Below are 16460 nucleotides of genomic sequence, written 5' to 3'. Positions count from 1 at the left end.
GCAACGATGACCCCAGCCAGCCGCTTTCCCCGTCTCGCGCTGGCTGCAGCGTCCGCCGTCGTCGTCCTCGCGGGCATGACCGCGTGCACCGGAGACAGCGCACCGGACGACAGTGCTGAGCCGGCGCCGTCGACGTCGGCTGCCAGTCCGACCGCCGCTGCGGCGGATGTGATCGGCGACGTTCCCGAAGACCTGCTGCCGTATTACGGCCAGGAGGTCAGCTGGGGAGAGTGCGAAGCCAGTTTCGCCGGCGGGTTCCGCTGCGCCACGGTGGAGGTGCCGATGGACTACTCCGATCCGGACGGGAAGAGCATCGAGCTGGCCGTCATCCTGGCGGAGTCCGACGGCAGCGCGCAGGGAACCGTCCTGCTCAATCCCGGCGGCCCCGGCGGATCAGGCTACGACGTGGTCGCCGAGTCAGTGGACTTCGTGACCTCCGAGCGGCTGCGCGAGAACTTCAACGTCCTGGGCTTCGACCCCCGCGGCGTCGGCCGCTCCACGCCCGTGGAATGCCTGACCGACGCCGAGCTGGACGAGTCCCGCGCCGAGTACCTGGACCCCTCCACCCCGGCAGGCCTGGAGGCCTCCCGGGCCAGCGCGCAGGAGCTGGCCGACAAATGCGCCGAGAACTCCGGCGACCTGCTGGGCTTTGTGGACACGGTCAGTGCCGCCCGGGACATGGACATCCTGCGTGCCGTGGCCGGCGATTCCAAGCTGAACTATCTGGGGTTCTCCTACGGAACGTTCCTGGGCGCGACCTATGCCGAGCTGTTTCCGCAGAATGTCGGGCGCATGGTGCTCGACGGCGGACTCGACCCGGCAGCGAGCAACGAGGACATTACCTTGGGACAGGCCGCGGGCTTCGAAAAGGCCATCCGCGCCTATGTGGAGGACTGCCTGACCTCCGGCGACTGCCCGCTGTCGGGTACGCCGGAGCAGGCCGTCGAGACCATCCGCGCCCTGATCGCCTCCGTCGAGGCGAGCCCGATGACGGCGAAGGACGGGCGGGTGGTCACCGTTTCCACCTTCGTCAGCGGCTTCATCGTGCCGCTGTACAACGACCAGAACTGGCCCGCGCTGACGCAGGCCCTCGAAGCCGCGCTGAAGGGAGATCCCTCCCCCATGCTCCACCTGGCTGATCTCAGTGCCGACCGTGAGGCCGACGGAAGCTACGGCTCCAACACCACCGTGGCGTTCAGCGCCGTGAACTGCCTGGACTATCCGATGACCAGTGACGACGAACAGATGCGTCTGGACGCCAAGGAGCTTCGGGAAGCCTCGCCCACCATCGGCAAGTACCTGGGCTACGGCGGCATCACCTGCGAGGCGTGGCCGGCAGTTCCGGTCAACGAACCGCATGAGATCAAGGCTCCCGGTGCTGCCGACATGCTGGTCATCGGAACCACCGGAGATCCGGCCACTCCCTACGAGTGGTCGGTTGCCCTCGCCGAGCAGCTGGATTCGGCGACCCTGGTCACCTGGGAAGGCGAAGGCCACACCGCGTATGGCCGCGGCGACGAGTGCATCGCTGACACCGTGGACAGCTACTTCATCGACGGCACGGTGCCCGCCGACGACACCGTCTGTTCGTAGGATCAGCGGGGCCGGCGCGGACACCGCGTTTTGACCATCCGCCCCGCGGCATATAAAGTAGTTCCTTGTGGATTCTGGCCGTTAGCGGACAGCTGAAGCCCGCCTCCTTAGCTCAGTTGGTAGAGCGTCTCACTCGTAATGAGAAGGTCGCCAGTTCGATTCTGGCAGGAGGCTCCACAGAAAAAGCCCCTGGAAATTTCATTTCCAGGGGCTTTTTCGTTGCCCGCAGGCGGCCACCCGGCAGGAGGTGCTCGGCCCGGCCCGGGACGAGCACCTCCTGCCGGTTCGCGGGCCCGTCAGGCCGCGCGGGGTCTAGGCGAAGTCGGCAGTAGCCGGATCCGCGCCGTAGCGGGTGCCGTTGTCGAGCGCGTTGATGGCGTCGATGTCCTCATCCGAGAGCTTGAGGTTGAGGGATTCCCAGTTTTCCTGAATCCGGGACTCCGTCACGGACTTGGGGATCACGATGTTGCCCAGCGCCAGGTGCCAGGCGATGACCACCTGGGCCGGGGTGGCGCCGTCGTACTTGGCGGCGATCTCGACCAGCTTCGGGTCTTCCAGCAGGCCCTTGCCGGAGCCCAGCGGGGACCAGGACTCGTGCAGGATGTTGTGCTTGGCCTCGAAGGCGCGCAGTTCGGACTGGTTCAGGTAGGGGTGGGTCTCCACCTGGTTCAGCACGGGAACAACGCCGGTGGCGTCGATGATTTCCTGCAGCGCCTCAACGGTGAAGTTGCAGACGCCGATGGACTTCACACGGCCCTGCTTCTGCAATTCGATCAGGGCCTTCCAGGTGTCCACGTACTTGTTCTGCTTCGGCTGGAGCCAGTGGATCAGATACAGGTCCAGGGTTTCCAGGCCGAGGCGCTCCATCGAGGCGTCGAAGGCCTTCAGGGTTTCTTCGTAGCCCTGGTCGGCGTTCCACACCTTGGTGGTGATGAACATGTCTTCGCGGGGAACCGAGGTGGCGGCGATGGCACGGCCGACGCCGGCTTCGTTGCCGTAGATCTTGGCGGTGTCGATGTGGCGGTAGCCGGCGTCGAACGCCTGCCCCACTACGGTTTCCGCCACCGAATCCTCAACCTGCCACACGCCGTAGCCAAGCTGGGGAATGGTATTGCCGTCGTTGAAAGTCACAAGAGGTGATGTAGTCATTCGCCTATCCTTGCAAACGACCCGCGGAAATCAGCCTTCCGTGACAGCTCTATGCTGGACGCGAAAAAGCACAGACCTTATTCCCGTTTCGGAAACAAGTTTTTAGGATTTCCGCGGCGCCGCGAGGGCAGCCTTCAGGGCGAGTTCGGCCTCCAGGACGTCTTCGGTGACGAGCTGCGCACGCCGGTGCACGTTTTCCAGGCCGGCGGAGGCAAAGCCCCACCGTTCACCCTCCAACCGGGACATGGCCGCTGCTTCGGCCGTGGCCGCCAGCGAGTTGCCGCTGCGGGACAACGCCCGGTGCACAGCGATCAGGGCGCCGGGGATGTCCTGACCGTTGCTGGGCAGGCGCCGCTGGGCAGTGACGCACACGTCGCGGACCCGCGGCAGCAGTTCGGCCAGCCCGTTGGCGATGGTCACCAGCTCGTTGTAGATGGCGTCGTCCTCCACCCCCTCCAGCATTTGGTGGTAGCGGTCCAGGCCGCGGGTGAAGCGGTCGTGGGCGCGTCGCCACACACCGACGCCGAGCTGAGTGTCGTCTTTCCGCCCCTGCCGGGCGGCTGCAAAAAGTGCCATGGGTCCTACAAGTACTGGCCGGGACCGGCATGCGGTTCGGGATGGGCGGAGCCGGAACGGGATTGTGCTGACGAGTCGGCGCGCCGCGGCTCGCCGTTCTCGCCGATGACAATGCCGGGGGCAAGGACGGTGCCGGGCGGCAGCTGGCGCAGCTGCAGCCGGGACGCCATCTGCTGGTTGGCGGTCTGCTGTGCGGCGATGGCGGTTTGGATTCCCCGGAAGAGGCCTTCCAGCCAGCCGACAATCTGCGCCTGGGCAATCCGCAGTTCGGCGTCGGTGGGGACGGTGTCGTCAAGGAACGGGAGATTGACCCGGTGGAGTTCGTCGACCAGTTCGGGGGCGAGGCCGTCCTCGAGTTCCCGCACCGAGCGTGCGTGGATTTCCGCCAGGCGGTTGCGGGCAGCATCATCCAGCGGAGCGTTCCGAACCTCTTCCAGGAGCTGCTTGATCATGGTGCCGATCCGCATGACCTTGGCAGGCTCGTCCACCAGGTCGCGCAGCTTCGCCGGACCCGGACTGTTTTCGCCGCTGCGGGCGGGAATGTCCGATTCCCCGCCGCCCGAGGGGCCGCCGGACCCGCCGGACCCGCCGCTGGAGGCGTAATCCGGTGAACCGTTGCCTGCGGCCCGGCCGACAACCGGCGGGTTGCTGGTGGGCGCCTCGTCGAGACGGCCAACCGAAGTGCCGGCGGGATTTTTGGCGTGTGATGAATCTGCGGAACCGGGCGCAGGCGCCATATCCGGCCGGTCGGCGGATCCGTTCTCTTCAGTCATGCATTAATGCTCTCACGGTTGCGGTTGGTTGCCGGTGGCACGTCGGCTTTCCAGCCCGGCCTTCCGCTATTTTGCTGCATTCCCCGTCCGTGCCCGGGCCGCCGGCAACAAAACGACATGCTCCCGAGGTTCGCACCGCACGAACGACGACGGCGGCACCCGGGCAGGTGCCGCCGTCGTCGTTCGTGCTTGCCCGGCGTCCCGGGGGCGCTAGCAGCAGCGGCCCTCGGGGTTGGAGTCCTGGCGGTCCATTTTGTCCTTCCAGAATTCCCGCTCGCTCAGCAGCGGCGCGCTGCAGGCGGAGGATTCGTGGAAGGCGACGTACTTGCCGTAGGCGTCCTCGCCCATGACATCGCGGAAGAACCGCACAAAGCCGCGCAGCCCGTCCTTGACGCCCGCCGTGCTCACGGGTGCGCCTTTTTCACCGGTTTGCGGTCCGCGGGCAGCGCGTCCCACTGCGTCTGGATCTCCTTCTCGGCCGGCGTGGCCAGGAATCCCGCGGGGGCGAACGTGCGCGAGGCGACCGCCGGATCTTCGGCGCTTGGAGAACCGCCGGAGCGGTAGGAGCGGATGCTCGCGATCACCGCGGTGATGATCACGATGATCGCGAGCGTCACGAACACGATGGACAGCGTGCCCTGAATGAGGGTGTTCCGGACAACGGCGTCCATCGCCTCGACGGTTTTGGCGGTGCCGAAGCTGGTTTCGCCGCGCTCCAAGGCGCCCTTGAAGGCATTGTGCTGGGCCCAGTATCCGACAGCCGGTACGGGAGAGAAGATCTTGTACATGGAGGCGGTGATGGTCACCACCGAGGCGAAGGCCAACGGCAGCACCACGATCCAGATGTACTTGAAGACGTTCTTCTTGGCCAGGATCGCCAGGCAGATGGCGAGCGCAATCGCGGCCAGCAGCTGGTTGGCGATGCCGAACAGCGGGAACAGGGTGTTGATCCCGCCCAGCGGGTCCGTGACCCCCATGATCAGGATCGACCCCCAACCTCCGACCATGACGGCCGTACAGATCCAGGCCCCGGTCCGCCAGGAGGTGTCGCGGAACTTCGGAATGAAGTTGCCGATGGAATCCTGCAGCATGAAGCGGGCCACGCGGGTGCCGGCGTCCACGGCGGTGAGGATGAACAGGGCCTCGAACATGATGGCGAAGTGGTACCAGAACGCCATCATCGAGGAGCCGCCGATCAGGCTCTGCATGATCTGGGCCAGGCCCACGGCAAGGGTGGGCGCGCCGCCGGTCCGCGACACGATGGATTCCTCGCCCACGTTCGCTGCCATATTGGTGAGCATGTCCGGCGTCAGGTTCACGCCGGCCAGCCCCAGGCTGTTGACGAACGCGACGGCGCCCTCCACGGTTCCGCCGGTGGCTGCGGCCGAGGAGTTCATTGCGAAGTAGATGCCGCGGTCGATGGAGATGGCCGCCACCAGGGCCATGATGGCCACAAAGGACTCCATCAGCATGCCGCCGTAGCCAATGAAGCGGGTCTGGCGTTCCTTCTCGATCATCTTGGGCGTGGTGCCGGAGGAGATCAGCGCGTGGAAGCCGGACAGGGCGCCGCAGGCGATCGTCACGAACAGGAACGGGAACAGCGGGCCGGCCACGACCGGGCCGTTGTCGGCGGACGCGAACTCGCTGATCGCCGGAACGGTGATTTCCGGGCGCACGATAATGATCGCAACGGCCAGCATCACGATGGTCCCCACCTTCATGAAGGTGGAAAGGTAGTCGCGCGGGGCCAGCAGCAGCCAGACCGGCAGGACCGCGGCGATGAAGCCGTAAATGATGATGCCCCAGGCGATGACTGTCTTGTCCAGGGTCAGGAAGTCACCCAGTGCGGTGTCGGCGATGACGCCGCCGCCGATGATGGCCAGCAGCAGCAGGACAAAGCCGATGATCGACACTTCCGTGACCTTGCCGGGCCGCAGGAAGCGCAGGTAGACGCCCATGAACAGGGCAATGGGAATGGTCATGCCCACGGAGAACACGCCCCACGGGCTTTCGGCCAGGGCGTTCACGACGACCAGCGCCAGGATGGCCACGATGATGATCATGATGGTCAGCGTCGCGATCAGGGCGGCAGTGCCGCCCACCCGGCCCAGCTCCTCACGGGCCATCTGCCCCAGGGACCGTCCGCCGCGGCGCATGGAGAAGAACATGACCAGGTAGTCCTGGACGGCGCCGGCGAACACGACGCCGATGATGATCCAGATGGTGCCGGGAAGGTAGCCCATCTGGGCGGCAAGGACCGGTCCGACCAGCGGACCGGCACCGGCGATGGCGGCAAAGTGGTGCCCGTACAGGACCCGGCGGTCGGTGGCGGCGTAGTCCTTGCCGTCGGCCTTGTACTCGGCGGGAGTGGCGCGCCGGTCGTTGGGCCGCAGGAGCTTTCGCTCAATGAACTTGGAATAGAAGCGGTACGCGATGAAGTAGGTGCAGACAGCCGCAAAGACAAACCAGATGGCATTGACGGTTTCTCCGCGGACCAGGGCCAGCATGTACCAACTGACCCCGCCCAGCAGGGCAATGCCTGCCCAGATGGCGATCTTCAGCGGGGTCCAGTGGCGGTCTTCGGCTTCCGCGGTCTCCGGATCCACGGCAACCGGCGGAAGATCGGGATCCTGCACCAGGACGTCGCTGTCCTCGGGCTGTCCGGGGGCGGCCCGGCGCCGGCGATTCTCACTCATAAGGAGTTCCCTTTGTTTGGGGTAACGACTCGGAAAGACCGGCAGTGGAACCGGTCGGGAGGCAGAACAGACCGCACTCTTGCCACGAGGTTAGCAGTGCGCGTGTGATGCGCCCCATGCGACGGGCCGGTCAGGTCGTCAGGAGGATCTTGCCCGTGTGATGGCCGGAATCAAAGTACTCGTGGGCGGCACCGGCGTCCGCGAGCGGGAAGGTGCGGTCCACCAGCGGGCGGATCGTGCCCGCTTCCACCAGCGGCCACACGTACTTGCGGACCGCCTGCATGATGGCGGCCTTTTCCTCCGCCGGACGCGCCCGCAGCGTGGTGCCGATGACCGCCAACCGCTTGCGCATCACCAGGTTGAGATCGATTTCAGCCTTGGTGCCGCCCTGCAGGCCGATAATGACCAGCCGGCCGGACACGGCCAGGGCTTCAAGGTTGCGCTGCAGATACTTCGCGCCGATGACATCCAGGATGACGTCGGCTCCCCGCCCGTCGGTGGCTTCGCGGACCCGGGCCACGAAGTCCTCCTCCTTGTAGTTGATGAGCACCTGCGCACCGAGCGACCGGGCCAGTTCCAGCTTTTCGTCCGAGCCTGCCGTCACCATCGGCACGGCGCCGAACGCGGCCACCATCTGGATGGCCATCGTGCCGATGCCGCCGGTTCCGCCGTGGATCAGGACGTGGTCGCCCTCCGTAACCCCGGCGGCCATGAACAGGTTGGAGAAGACGGTGGCAGCGGTTTCGGGCAGGGACGCTGCGGTAACCAGGTCCACGCCAGCCGGCACGGGCAGGACCTGGCCGGCCGGAACGTTGACCTGCTCGGCGTATCCGCCGCCCGTCAGCAGGGCGACGACGTCGGCCCCCACGGAGAGCCCCTCCACCCCGGAGCCGATCGCGGCGATCCGGCCGGACACCTCCAGGCCGGGATACTCCGATCCGCCGGCGGGGACCGGATAGTGGCCCTTCCGCTGCAGCACGTCCGCCCGGTTGAGTCCCGCGGCAGCCACGTCAATGAGCACTTCCCCGGGTCCTGGCACCGGCACCGGCACGTCCTGCACCTGCAGGGTGTCCGGGCCGCCGGGCGTAGTGATGACAACTGCTCTCATTCTGTCCTCCACGGGGTTGATCAGATTTTGGTGAATTGCACCTTTCTGCCAGACTACTAGTGGGGAAGGTTGTCCGAGCGGCCGATGGAGCTGGTCTTGAAAACCAGTGTGCGGTAACCCCGTACCAAGGGTTCGAATCCCTTACCTTCCGCAAATTGGCGAAATCCGGCAGTATTATCCGGTTTTGCCGCAAGAGAATATGCATTTCGTCCGGACCGTTTGGTCCGTGCAATCTGCCCCTGAGAGCGCATCACTTCCCTGAAGTGATGCGCTCTTTTTGCGTTTCCGCTGCTCCTCGGCCCCACCCCCGGCACATCCCGGCCACCAAACGGTCACCCATTCGTAACCTGCGCCACATAGTATTACCAGCGTCACTCGCGTTACCCCCTCGCCGCCGCTGCACGGCGGCCATTACCGTCAGCTGGGACCAGCTGACCAAGGAGCATGAGGCATGAGACCTTTCACCTGGAAGGCGGCCCTGGGAGCAACCCTCTCGGCTGGCCTGCTGGCGGCACCAATGACGGCGCTGCCGGCCTATGCGGAAGACGGCGGCGCAGCCGTTCCCGGCATCGTCATCAACGAGGCGTACCTGAGCGGCGGCAGCGCCAACGCCCCGTTCACCAACAAGTTCGTTGAGCTGTACAACCCCACCGGCACCGACGTCAGCCTTGACGGCTGGTCCCTGCAGTACCGCTCCGCGGGGTCGACGGCGGCGCCCACCGGAATTGGAGCCCTCGCCGGAACCATCCCGGCCGGGGGCTACTATCTGATTTCCGGAGCCTCCAACGGCGCCTTCGGCGCACCGCTGCCGGCCGCCGATGCCACCGTCGGGGCCAGCTTCAGCGGGTCGGGCGGCACCCTCGTCCTGTCCAGCCAGGCAACCCGGGTGGATCCGCTGCCCGCCGGGTCCGTCACCGGCACCGCCGGCGTCGTGGACCTGCTCGGCTACGGCACATCCAACACCTTCGAAACCGCAGCCGCAGCAGCACCGGCCGGCAACGCCGACCCCAAGTCCCTGAACCGCACCGGATTCACTGACTCCAACAACAACGCCGCTGACTTCACGCTCAGCGCCAACGTCACGCCCACGGGCACCGGCAGCCCGGCTCCCGGCGAGCCGGATCCCACCCCCACGCCCACTCCGGAACCCTCACCGACCACACCGGCGAACCCGCCCGGAGACGCAATTCCAATCGCCGCGATCCAAGGGCCCGGCGAGGCCAGCCCGCTGATCGGGCAAACCGTCACCACCCGGGGCAAGGTCACCGGCGTCTATCCCACCGGCGGCTTCAACGGTTACTACCTGCAGACCCCGGGCACCGGCGGCACGCTCGACCCGGCCGGCCACACGGCGTCGGACGGCATCTTCGTATACTCGGCGGACACGGTTGGATCCGTGGCAGCCGGCGACTACGTGGAAGTCACCGGCAGCGTCGGCGAGTACTTCGGCCTGACCCAGCTCACGGTCGCCGCCGGAAACCTGACCCGGCTCGATGAGCCCGCCGAGGAGGTCAAGGCCGCCAGCGTGACCTGGCCCGCCAACGAGGTCGAACGCGAAGCCCTGGAAGGAATGCTCCTGGCTCCGCAGGGCAGCTTTACCGTCACCGACAACTATTCCCTGAACCAGTACGCGGAAATCGGGCTGGCTGCCGGGACCTCGCCGCTGGTCCAGCCCACCGCGGTGGCCGCCGTCGGCACCCCGGAACACGCCGCCGTCGTCGCCGACAACGCGGCACGCGCCGTGAAGCTCGACGACGGCGCCAGCACCAACTTCCTGAGCGCTGCGAACCAGGGCATCCCCCTGCCCTACCTGACCCCGGAGAACCCGGTGCGGATCGGGGCCGCGGCCGCCTTCACCACCGGCGTGATCCTGGACTTCCGCAACAGTGCCTGGAAGTTCCAGCCGCTCACCGCCCTCACCGCGGCCAACGCTGCCGAGGCGACACCGGCGTCGTTCGAAGCCACCCGCACGGCCGCCCCGGAAAGCGTCGGCGGAAACCTGAAACTCGCCTCCTTCAACGTGTTGAACTACTTCAGCACCACCGGCGACACTCTCGCGGGCTGCACCTACTACACCGACCGCGCCGGCGCCCCGCTGACCGTGCGCGGCGGCTGCGACGCCCGCGGCGCCGCCAACGCCGAGAACCTCGACCGCCAGCAGGCCAAGATCGTTGCCGCGATCAACGCCCTGGGCGCCGACGTCGTCTCGCTGATGGAGGTGGAAAATTCGGCAGCGTTCGGCAAGGACCGCGACGAGGCGCTGGCTCACCTGACGGCCGCCCTGAACGAACAGGCGCCCGGCACCTGGGATTACGTCCGCTCCCCCGCCGCGCTGCCCGACGCCGAAGACGTCATCCGCACCGCGTTCATCTTCCGCACGGCCACCGCCGAACCGGTGGGCGAGTCCGTCATCCTCAACGATGAAGCCATCTTCTCCAACGCCCGCGAGCCGCTGGCCCAGGCCTTCAAGCCCGCCGGCGGTTCGGACAGCGAAACCCTCCTGGCCATCAGCAACCACTTCAAGTCCAAGGGCTCAGCTCCGGACTCGGGCGAGAACGCTGACACCGGGCAGGGCGGCTGGAACGCTGACCGCGTCCGCCAGGCCCAGGCGCTGGTCAGCTTCGCAGACACCGCGTCCGAGACCGCAGGCACCGAAAAGGTCTTCCTGCTCGGGGACTTCAACTCCTACGCCGCCGAAGACCCGATGAGGGTCCTCGCCGACGCCGGCTACGTGAACCTGGGCAAGGCCACCGGCAAGCACTCCTACGCGTTCAGCGGTTTGGTCGGCTCGCTCGACCACGTCCTGGCCTCCGGGGAGGCGGCAGAGGCCGTCACCGGAGCCGACATCTGGAACATCAACTCAGTGGAGTCGTTGGCGCTGGAATACAGCCGCTTCAACACCAACGTCACCAACTACTACGCGCCGGACCCCTACCGGTCCTCGGACCACGATCCGATCCTCGTCGGCTTGGATCTGAGCCCGGCAGGAGCGGAAACCGAAGAGCTGAACCTGCTGAACATCAACGACTTCCACGGCAGGATCGACGACAATACCGTGAACTTCGCCGGAACCGTTGAGCAGCTCAAGGCCGCCGCACCCGAGGGCAGTTCGCTGTTCCTCTCCGCCGGCGACAACATCGGAGCATCCCTGTTCGCGTCTTCCGTCCAGCAGGACAAGCCCACGCTGGATGTCCTGAACGCTCTGGAATTGCAGGCGTCTGCGGTGGGCAACCACGAGTTCGACGCCGGCTTCGCGGACCTTACGGACCGCGTTGCTGCGGCCGCCGATTTCCCGTACCTCGGCGCCAACGTCTACCTCAAGGGCACCACCACTCCCGCCCTGGACGAATACACGATCCTGGACGTGAACGGTGTGTCGGTTGCCGTGATCGGTGCCATCACCGAGGAAACCCCCACGCTGGTCAGCCCCGGCGGCATCGCCGACCTGGACTTTGGTGATCCGGTCGAGGCCGTCAACCGGGTGGCCGAGCAGCTTCAGGCCGCCGGCCTGGCCGACGTCATCGTCGCCGAATACCACGAGGGTGCCGGCAGCGGCAGCCTCGAGGAGTCCACGCTGGAGCAGGAACTGGCCGCCGGCGGAACCTTTGCCGAGATCGTCAACGGCACGAGTGCGCTGGTCGACGCCATCTACACCGGCCACACCCACAAGCAGTATGCCTGGGACGCACCCGTTCCCGGCGGCGACGGCAAAACCCGTCCCGTGCTGCAGACCGGGTCTTACGGCGAGTTCATCGGCCAGATCAACCTGGATTACAACCCGGCCACCGATGAGGTGGTGTCCTACACGGCCACCAACGTTCCGCGGACCACGGAAAGCGCAGCGTCCCTCGTGTCCGCCTATCCCGCGGTGGCCGAGGTGAAGTCAATCGTTGACACGGCGCTGGCCTACTCCGCCGAGGTCGGCAACGAGCCGGTGGGTTCGGTGACCGCGGACATTACGACGGCGTTTACCGGCACCACCCGCGATGACCGCAGCGCCGAATCCACGCTGGGCAACCTCGTAGCCGATTCCCTGCTCAGCACCCTGTCCACGGCCGACCGGGGCGGTGCCGAAATCGGCGTCACCAATCCCGGCGGGCTGCGGGCCGAACTGTACTACGGCGACGACGGCGTGATCACCTACGCCGAGGCCAACGCGGTGCTGCCGTTCGTCAACAACCTCTGGACCACCACGCTCACCGGGGCCCAGCTGAAAACCATGCTCGAACAGCAGTGGCAGCCCGCGGGCAGTTCGCGGCCGTTCCTGGCATTGGGTTTGTCGGACAACATCACCTACACGTTCGACCCGGCGCAGGCTGCGGGGTCCCGGATCTCCACGGTAACCGTCAACGGTGAAGCCCTGGATCCGACCCGGGCCTACCGGGTGGGCACGTTCAGCTTCCTGGCTCAGGGCGGCGACAATTTCACGGTCTTCAACGAAGGCACCGACACCCGTGACTCCGGGCTCGTCGACCGTGACGCGTGGATCAGTTACATCGAGGCCAACAGCCCGCTCTCACCTGACTTCGCCCGCCAGGGCGTTGTGGTGCAGGGCGCTCCGGCCGCCGCAGCTCCGGGTGCGGCCGTATCATTCACCGTGTCCGGTCTGGATCTGACCTCACTGGGAAGCCCGGTGAACACCGGGCTGGCCGTCAGCTGGGTGGATGCGGCCGGAACGGCGACGCCCCTGGGCACCTCTGCCGTGACCGCCGGAACCGCGTCGGTCAACGTCACCGTCCCGGCATCGGCTGCGGCTTCGGGCCGGCTGGTCCTCACGGCCGATTCCTCGGGCACCACAGTGACCCTGCCGGTCACGGTGGAGGCGCCAACCACGCCGCCGGCTCCGGTGTGCACCGCCCCGGTGCCGCCGAAGAACTGGTGGGATGTCCGGGGCTGGCTGCGCTACACCCTGGAATGGGCCCGGTACCTGGTCTGCCTCAGCGGCCGGTAACTCCGGTTCGACACTAAGACCGGCGCCGCCGGGAGCCTCGCTCCCGGCGGCGCCGGTCTTTCAGTAACCTGCCGGCTTCCGGCTTCTAATCGCGGGGATCCGGATCGTTGGGCTTTTCGCTGCCCATGTCGGCAGCACCGAACATCTTCACAACCGGGTTGCTCGTCTCTTTGTTGGCCCGCGGCTGCAGTTCCGGGTGATGCAGGTCCAGCGCCGGGCGCTCGGACCGGATGCGCGGCAGCGAGGTGAAGTTGTGGCGCGGCGGCGGGCAGGACGTGGCCCATTCCAGCGAGCAGCCGAAGCCCCAGGGATCGTCCACTTCAACTCGGCGGCCGCGCCGCCAGGTGATGTACACGTTCCAGAAGAACGGAACCAGGGAGACGCCCAGGAGCATCGAGGCGATGGTGGACAGCTGGTTCATGCCCGTGAAGTTGTCCTCCACCAGATAATCGGCGTACCGCCGCGGCATGCCGGAGACACCCAGCCAGTGCTGGATCATGAAGGTTCCGTGGAAGCCGAGGAACAGCATCCAGAAGTGGATCTTGCCCAGCCGCTCGTTGAGCATCTTGCCCGTGAACTTCGGCCACCAGAAATAGAAGCCGGCGAACATGGCGAAGACCACGGTTCCGAAGACCACGTAGTGGAAGTGGGCCACCACGAAGTAGGTGTCGGAGACCTGGTAGTCCAGCGGCGGCGAGGCCAGGATGATGCCGGTCAGTCCGCCGAAAAGGAACGTGATGAGGAACCCGATGGCCCAGAGCATGGGGGTCTCAAAGGTAATGGATCCCCGCCACATGGTGCCGATCCAATTGAAGAACTTCACCCCGGTTGGAACAGCAATCAGCATGGTCATGAGGGCGAAGAAGGACTGCATGACGGCGCCGGTGACGTACATGTGGTGGGCCCACACGGTCACGGAGAGAGCCGCAATGGCCAGGGTGGCAAACACCAGCCCCTTGTACCCGAAGATCGGTTTCCGGCTGAAGACCGGCAGCACCTCGGAAATGATGCCGAAGAACGGCAGCGCGATGATGTAGACCTCCGGATGGCCGAAGAACCAGAACAGGTGCTGCCAGAGGATGGATCCGCCGCGCTCCGGGTTGAAGATGTCCGCGCCGAAGCGCCGGTCCGCTCCAAGGGCGAACAGCGCCGCGGCCAGGGGCGGGAAGGCCATCAGGATCAGGATGGCAGTGACCAGGGTGTTCCAGGTGAAGATGGGCATCCGCCACATCGTCATTCCCGGGGCCCGCAGGCAAATGATCGTGGTGACAAAGTTGACCGCGCCAAGAATCGTTCCAAAACCGGACAGGGCCAGGCCGAAAACCCAGAGGTCGCCTCCCACCCCCGGCGAGAACGTTGTATTGGACAACGGCGCGTAGGCCGTCCACCCGAACGACGCCGCGCCCTGCGGAGTGATGAAGCCGGCAACCGCAATGGTGCTGCCGAAGAGGAAAAACCAGAAAGCCAGGGCATTCAGCCTCGCGAACGCGACATCCGGAGCGCCGATCTGCAGCGGCATGATGACGTTCGCGAATCCGGCGAACAGCGGCGTTGCAAACATCAGGAGCATGATCGTGCCGTGCATGGTGAACAGCTGGTTGTACTGCTCCTTCGTCTGCAGGATCTGCATCCCCGGTTCGAAGAGTTCGGCGCGGATGATCAGCGCCATGACTCCGCCCACGCAGAAGAACACGAACGACGCGGTCAGATACATGTAGCCGATCGTCTTGTGGTCCGTCGAGGTGATCCAGTTGACGACAATCCGGCCCTTGGACAGCGGCACCACGCGCGGGGGTACGTACGTTCCGGATTCGTCTGCGGAGTACTTGAGCGTCGACATTGGATGCCATCCCTTGGGTACATCGGCCAGGACATGGTGCTGCCGGAAGCGGAGCCGCCGTGTCTTGTATCGTAGGTCTCCTCTTTCTCCGCCGTCCAGAGGGTTTGGGTTGACCGCGAAGGGCCGCGGGGAATGAATCAGCACGGAGACCGGTTGAACCCGGGACAAACGCCTAGATTTCATCAAGGAGAAGCACATGACAACGCAGGCTGAAACGACGCACCCGGATCTTACGGACTGGATCCCGGCGCAGCAGTACATTGCCGGCCAGTGGCGGGACGGCAGTTCCGAGAAGGTTCTGACCGATACCAGCCCGTTTGACGGCTCCGAGCTGATGAGCATCCGCCAGGCCTCCCGCGAGGACCTGGACGAGGCGTACACCGCCGCAGCCGCAGCTCAGCAGGAGTGGGCGGCCCGGACGCCCTCGGCCCGCCGTGCGGTCCTTGAACGTGCCGCCGAGATTTTCGATGAGCGCCGCGAGGAGATCCTCGCCTGGCTCGCCGCCGAATCCGGCAGCACCGTGGTCAAGGCCAACATCGAAGTCGATTCGGCCCGTGCCATCACCAAGGAATCGGCCACGTTCCCGCACCGCGTGTCCGGTAAAATCCTGGACTCCGACACTCCGGGCAAGGAGTCCCGCGTCTACCGCGGACCGCTCGGCGTCGTGGGTGTCATCAGCCCCTGGAACTTCCCGCTGCACCTTTCCCAGCGCTCCGTGGCCCCGGCGCTGGCACTGGGCAACGCCGTCGTCCTCAAGCCCGCTTCCGACACCCCCGTCACCGGCGGCCTGATGATTGCCCGGATCTTCGAGGAGGCAGGCCTTCCCGCCGGTGTCCTGAGCGTTGTCGTGGGCGCCGGATCTGAAATCGGTGACGCCTTTGTGGAGCATCCGGTTCCCGGCTTCATCTCCTTCACCGGCTCCACCCCGGTGGGCAAGAACCTAGGCGCGCTGGCCGCCAGCGGCCCCACGCTGAAGCATGTGGCCCTGGAGCTCGGCGGCAACAGTCCGTTCGTGGTCCTCGCCGATGCGGATGTGGATCAGGCCGTCAAGGCAGCCATCATGGGCAAGTTCCTGCATCAGGGACAGATCTGCATGGCGGTGAACCGGATCATCGTCGAAGACGCCGTCTACGATGAATTCGTGGAGAAGTTTGCGGCCCACGCCACGACGCTGAAGTCCGGCGATCCCCGCGATCCGCAGAATGCGGTGGGCCCGATCATCAATGCCAAGCAGCTCGAAGGCCTGCAGAAGAAGATCGAGCTGGCCCGGGAGCAGGGCGCGCGCCTGCTCGTCGAGGGTGAAGTCAACGGCCAGGTTCTTTCGCCGTACGTCTTCGCCGACGTCACCAAGGACATGGAGCTCTTCCAGGAAGAGATCTTCGGTCCGATCGCCGGCATTACCCGCGCGGCCGACGCCGAGGATGCACTGTCGCTGGCCAACGCCAGCGATCTGGGGCTCTCCAGCTCGGTCTTCACCTCCGATCTGGACCGCGGCGTGCTCTTCGCCCGCAGCATCAAGGCCGGCATGACGCACGTCAACGACATCCCGGTCCAGGATGAAGCACACGTGCCCTTCGGCGGCGAGAAGAATTCGGGCCTGGGCCGCTTCAACGGTGACTGGGCGATTGCCGAATTCACCACCGACCACACGGTCACGCTGCAGCGCGAAGCCCGGCAGTACCCGTTCTAACTCAACATCAATGCACGACGGCGGGGGCCCCCCCGATCTGTTGGGGCGGCGCGGGGGGGTTGTCTTTTGGGGTAGCCGGATTGT

Annotated in this window: 10 protein-coding genes and 2 tRNA genes; 5 read left to right on the top strand and 7 right to left on the bottom strand. The window is 66.0% G+C overall.

The annotated features are described in order from the left end of the window. The first annotated feature begins 6 nt into the window (after window positions 1-6). On the top strand, window positions 7-1593 hold the full coding sequence (locus QNN99_RS16235) for an alpha/beta hydrolase (protein WP_229968029.1): 1587 nt from the start codon (window positions 7-9) through the stop codon (window positions 1591-1593). Window positions 1594-1694: 101 nt separating this feature from the next. Continuing rightward, window positions 1695-1770: transfer RNA gene (locus QNN99_RS16230), tRNA-Thr, on the top strand. Window positions 1771-1905: 135 nt separating this feature from the next. On the opposite strand, the gene QNN99_RS16225 is transcribed toward QNN99_RS16230, so the two are convergent. From QNN99_RS16225 to QNN99_RS16200, 6 genes are all read right to left on the bottom strand, one after another. Beyond that, on the bottom strand, window positions 1906-2742 hold the full coding sequence (locus tag QNN99_RS16225; RefSeq protein WP_229968027.1) for an aldo/keto reductase: 837 nt from the start codon (window positions 2740-2742) through the stop codon (window positions 1906-1908). A 102-nt stretch (window positions 2743-2844) separates the two neighbouring features. Next, window positions 2845-3318 (bottom strand): hypothetical protein, encoded by a 474-nt coding sequence (locus QNN99_RS16220; RefSeq protein WP_229968025.1) that lies wholly within the window; start codon window positions 3316-3318, stop codon window positions 2845-2847. A 5-nt stretch (window positions 3319-3323) separates the two neighbouring features. Then, window positions 3324-4091, bottom strand: a complete 768-nt coding sequence (locus QNN99_RS16215; protein WP_229968023.1) for a bacterial proteasome activator family protein — start codon at window positions 4089-4091, stop codon at window positions 3324-3326. Window positions 4092-4301: 210 nt separating this feature from the next. Further along, complete coding sequence (locus tag QNN99_RS16210; RefSeq protein ID WP_284016125.1) at window positions 4302-4499, bottom strand: YbdD/YjiX family protein; 198 nt, start codon at window positions 4497-4499, stop codon at window positions 4302-4304. Further along, complete coding sequence (locus QNN99_RS16205; RefSeq protein WP_229968021.1) at window positions 4496-6787, bottom strand: carbon starvation CstA family protein; 2292 nt, start codon at window positions 6785-6787, stop codon at window positions 4496-4498. The genes QNN99_RS16210 and QNN99_RS16205 overlap by 4 nt, the downstream gene beginning before the upstream one ends. Window positions 6788-6917: 130 nt before the next feature. Continuing rightward, window positions 6918-7895: an NAD(P)H-quinone oxidoreductase gene (locus tag QNN99_RS16200; RefSeq protein ID WP_229968019.1), complete on the bottom strand. Its 978-nt coding sequence runs from the start codon at window positions 7893-7895 to the stop codon at window positions 6918-6920. A 63-nt stretch (window positions 7896-7958) separates the two neighbouring features. Between QNN99_RS16200 and QNN99_RS16195 the strand changes: the two genes are divergently transcribed. Then, window positions 7959-8046: transfer RNA gene (locus QNN99_RS16195), tRNA-Ser, on the top strand. 300 nt (window positions 8047-8346) lie between these two features. After that, window positions 8347-12846: an ExeM/NucH family extracellular endonuclease gene (locus QNN99_RS16190; RefSeq protein WP_229968017.1), complete on the top strand. Its 4500-nt coding sequence runs from the start codon at window positions 8347-8349 to the stop codon at window positions 12844-12846. An 85-nt stretch (window positions 12847-12931) separates the two neighbouring features. Here the strand turns inward: QNN99_RS16190 and ctaD are convergent, their stop codons facing one another. Further along, window positions 12932-14686 (bottom strand): aa3-type cytochrome oxidase subunit I, encoded by a 1755-nt coding sequence (gene ctaD, locus QNN99_RS16185; protein ID WP_229968015.1) that lies wholly within the window; start codon window positions 14684-14686, stop codon window positions 12932-12934. Between the two features lie 196 nt (window positions 14687-14882). Here ctaD and QNN99_RS16180 point away from each other — a divergent pair, with 196 nt between their 5' ends. Then, on the top strand, window positions 14883-16376 hold the full coding sequence (locus QNN99_RS16180) for an aldehyde dehydrogenase family protein (RefSeq protein ID WP_229968012.1): 1494 nt from the start codon (window positions 14883-14885) through the stop codon (window positions 16374-16376). The last annotated feature ends 84 nt before the right edge of the window (window positions 16377-16460 follow it).

Origin of the sequence: Arthrobacter sp. zg.Y820 (assembly GCF_030125555.1) — a bacterium.
In the GTDB taxonomy this organism is placed as follows: Bacteria; Actinomycetota; Actinomycetes; order Actinomycetales; family Micrococcaceae; genus Arthrobacter_B.
Note: the sequence above shows the minus strand (reverse complement) of the source record. Positions and strands in the feature narration are given on the sequence as shown.

Bases quoted from the DNA above. Each gene is read 5' to 3' on its own strand.
- QNN99_RS16235 (WP_229968029.1), top strand. From the start codon at position 7: ATGACCCCAGCCAGCCGCTTTCCCCGTCTCGCGCTGGCTGCAGCGTCC.
- QNN99_RS16225 (WP_229968027.1), bottom strand. From the start codon at position 2,742: ATGACTACATCACCTCTTGTGACTTTCAACGACGGCAATACCATTCCC.
- QNN99_RS16220 (WP_229968025.1), bottom strand. From the start codon at position 3,318: ATGGCACTTTTTGCAGCCGCCCGGCAGGGGCGGAAAGACGACACTCAG.
- QNN99_RS16215 (WP_229968023.1), bottom strand. From the start codon at position 4,091: ATGACTGAAGAGAACGGATCCGCCGACCGGCCGGATATGGCGCCTGCG.
- QNN99_RS16205 (WP_229968021.1), bottom strand. From the start codon at position 6,787: ATGAGTGAGAATCGCCGGCGCCGGGCCGCCCCCGGACAGCCCGAGGAC.
- QNN99_RS16200 (WP_229968019.1), bottom strand. From the start codon at position 7,895: ATGAGAGCAGTTGTCATCACTACGCCCGGCGGCCCGGACACCCTGCAG.
- QNN99_RS16190 (WP_229968017.1), top strand. From the start codon at position 8,347: ATGAGACCTTTCACCTGGAAGGCGGCCCTGGGAGCAACCCTCTCGGCT.
- ctaD (WP_229968015.1), bottom strand. From the start codon at position 14,686: ATGTCGACGCTCAAGTACTCCGCAGACGAATCCGGAACGTACGTACCC.
- QNN99_RS16180 (WP_229968012.1), top strand. From the start codon at position 14,883: ATGACAACGCAGGCTGAAACGACGCACCCGGATCTTACGGACTGGATC.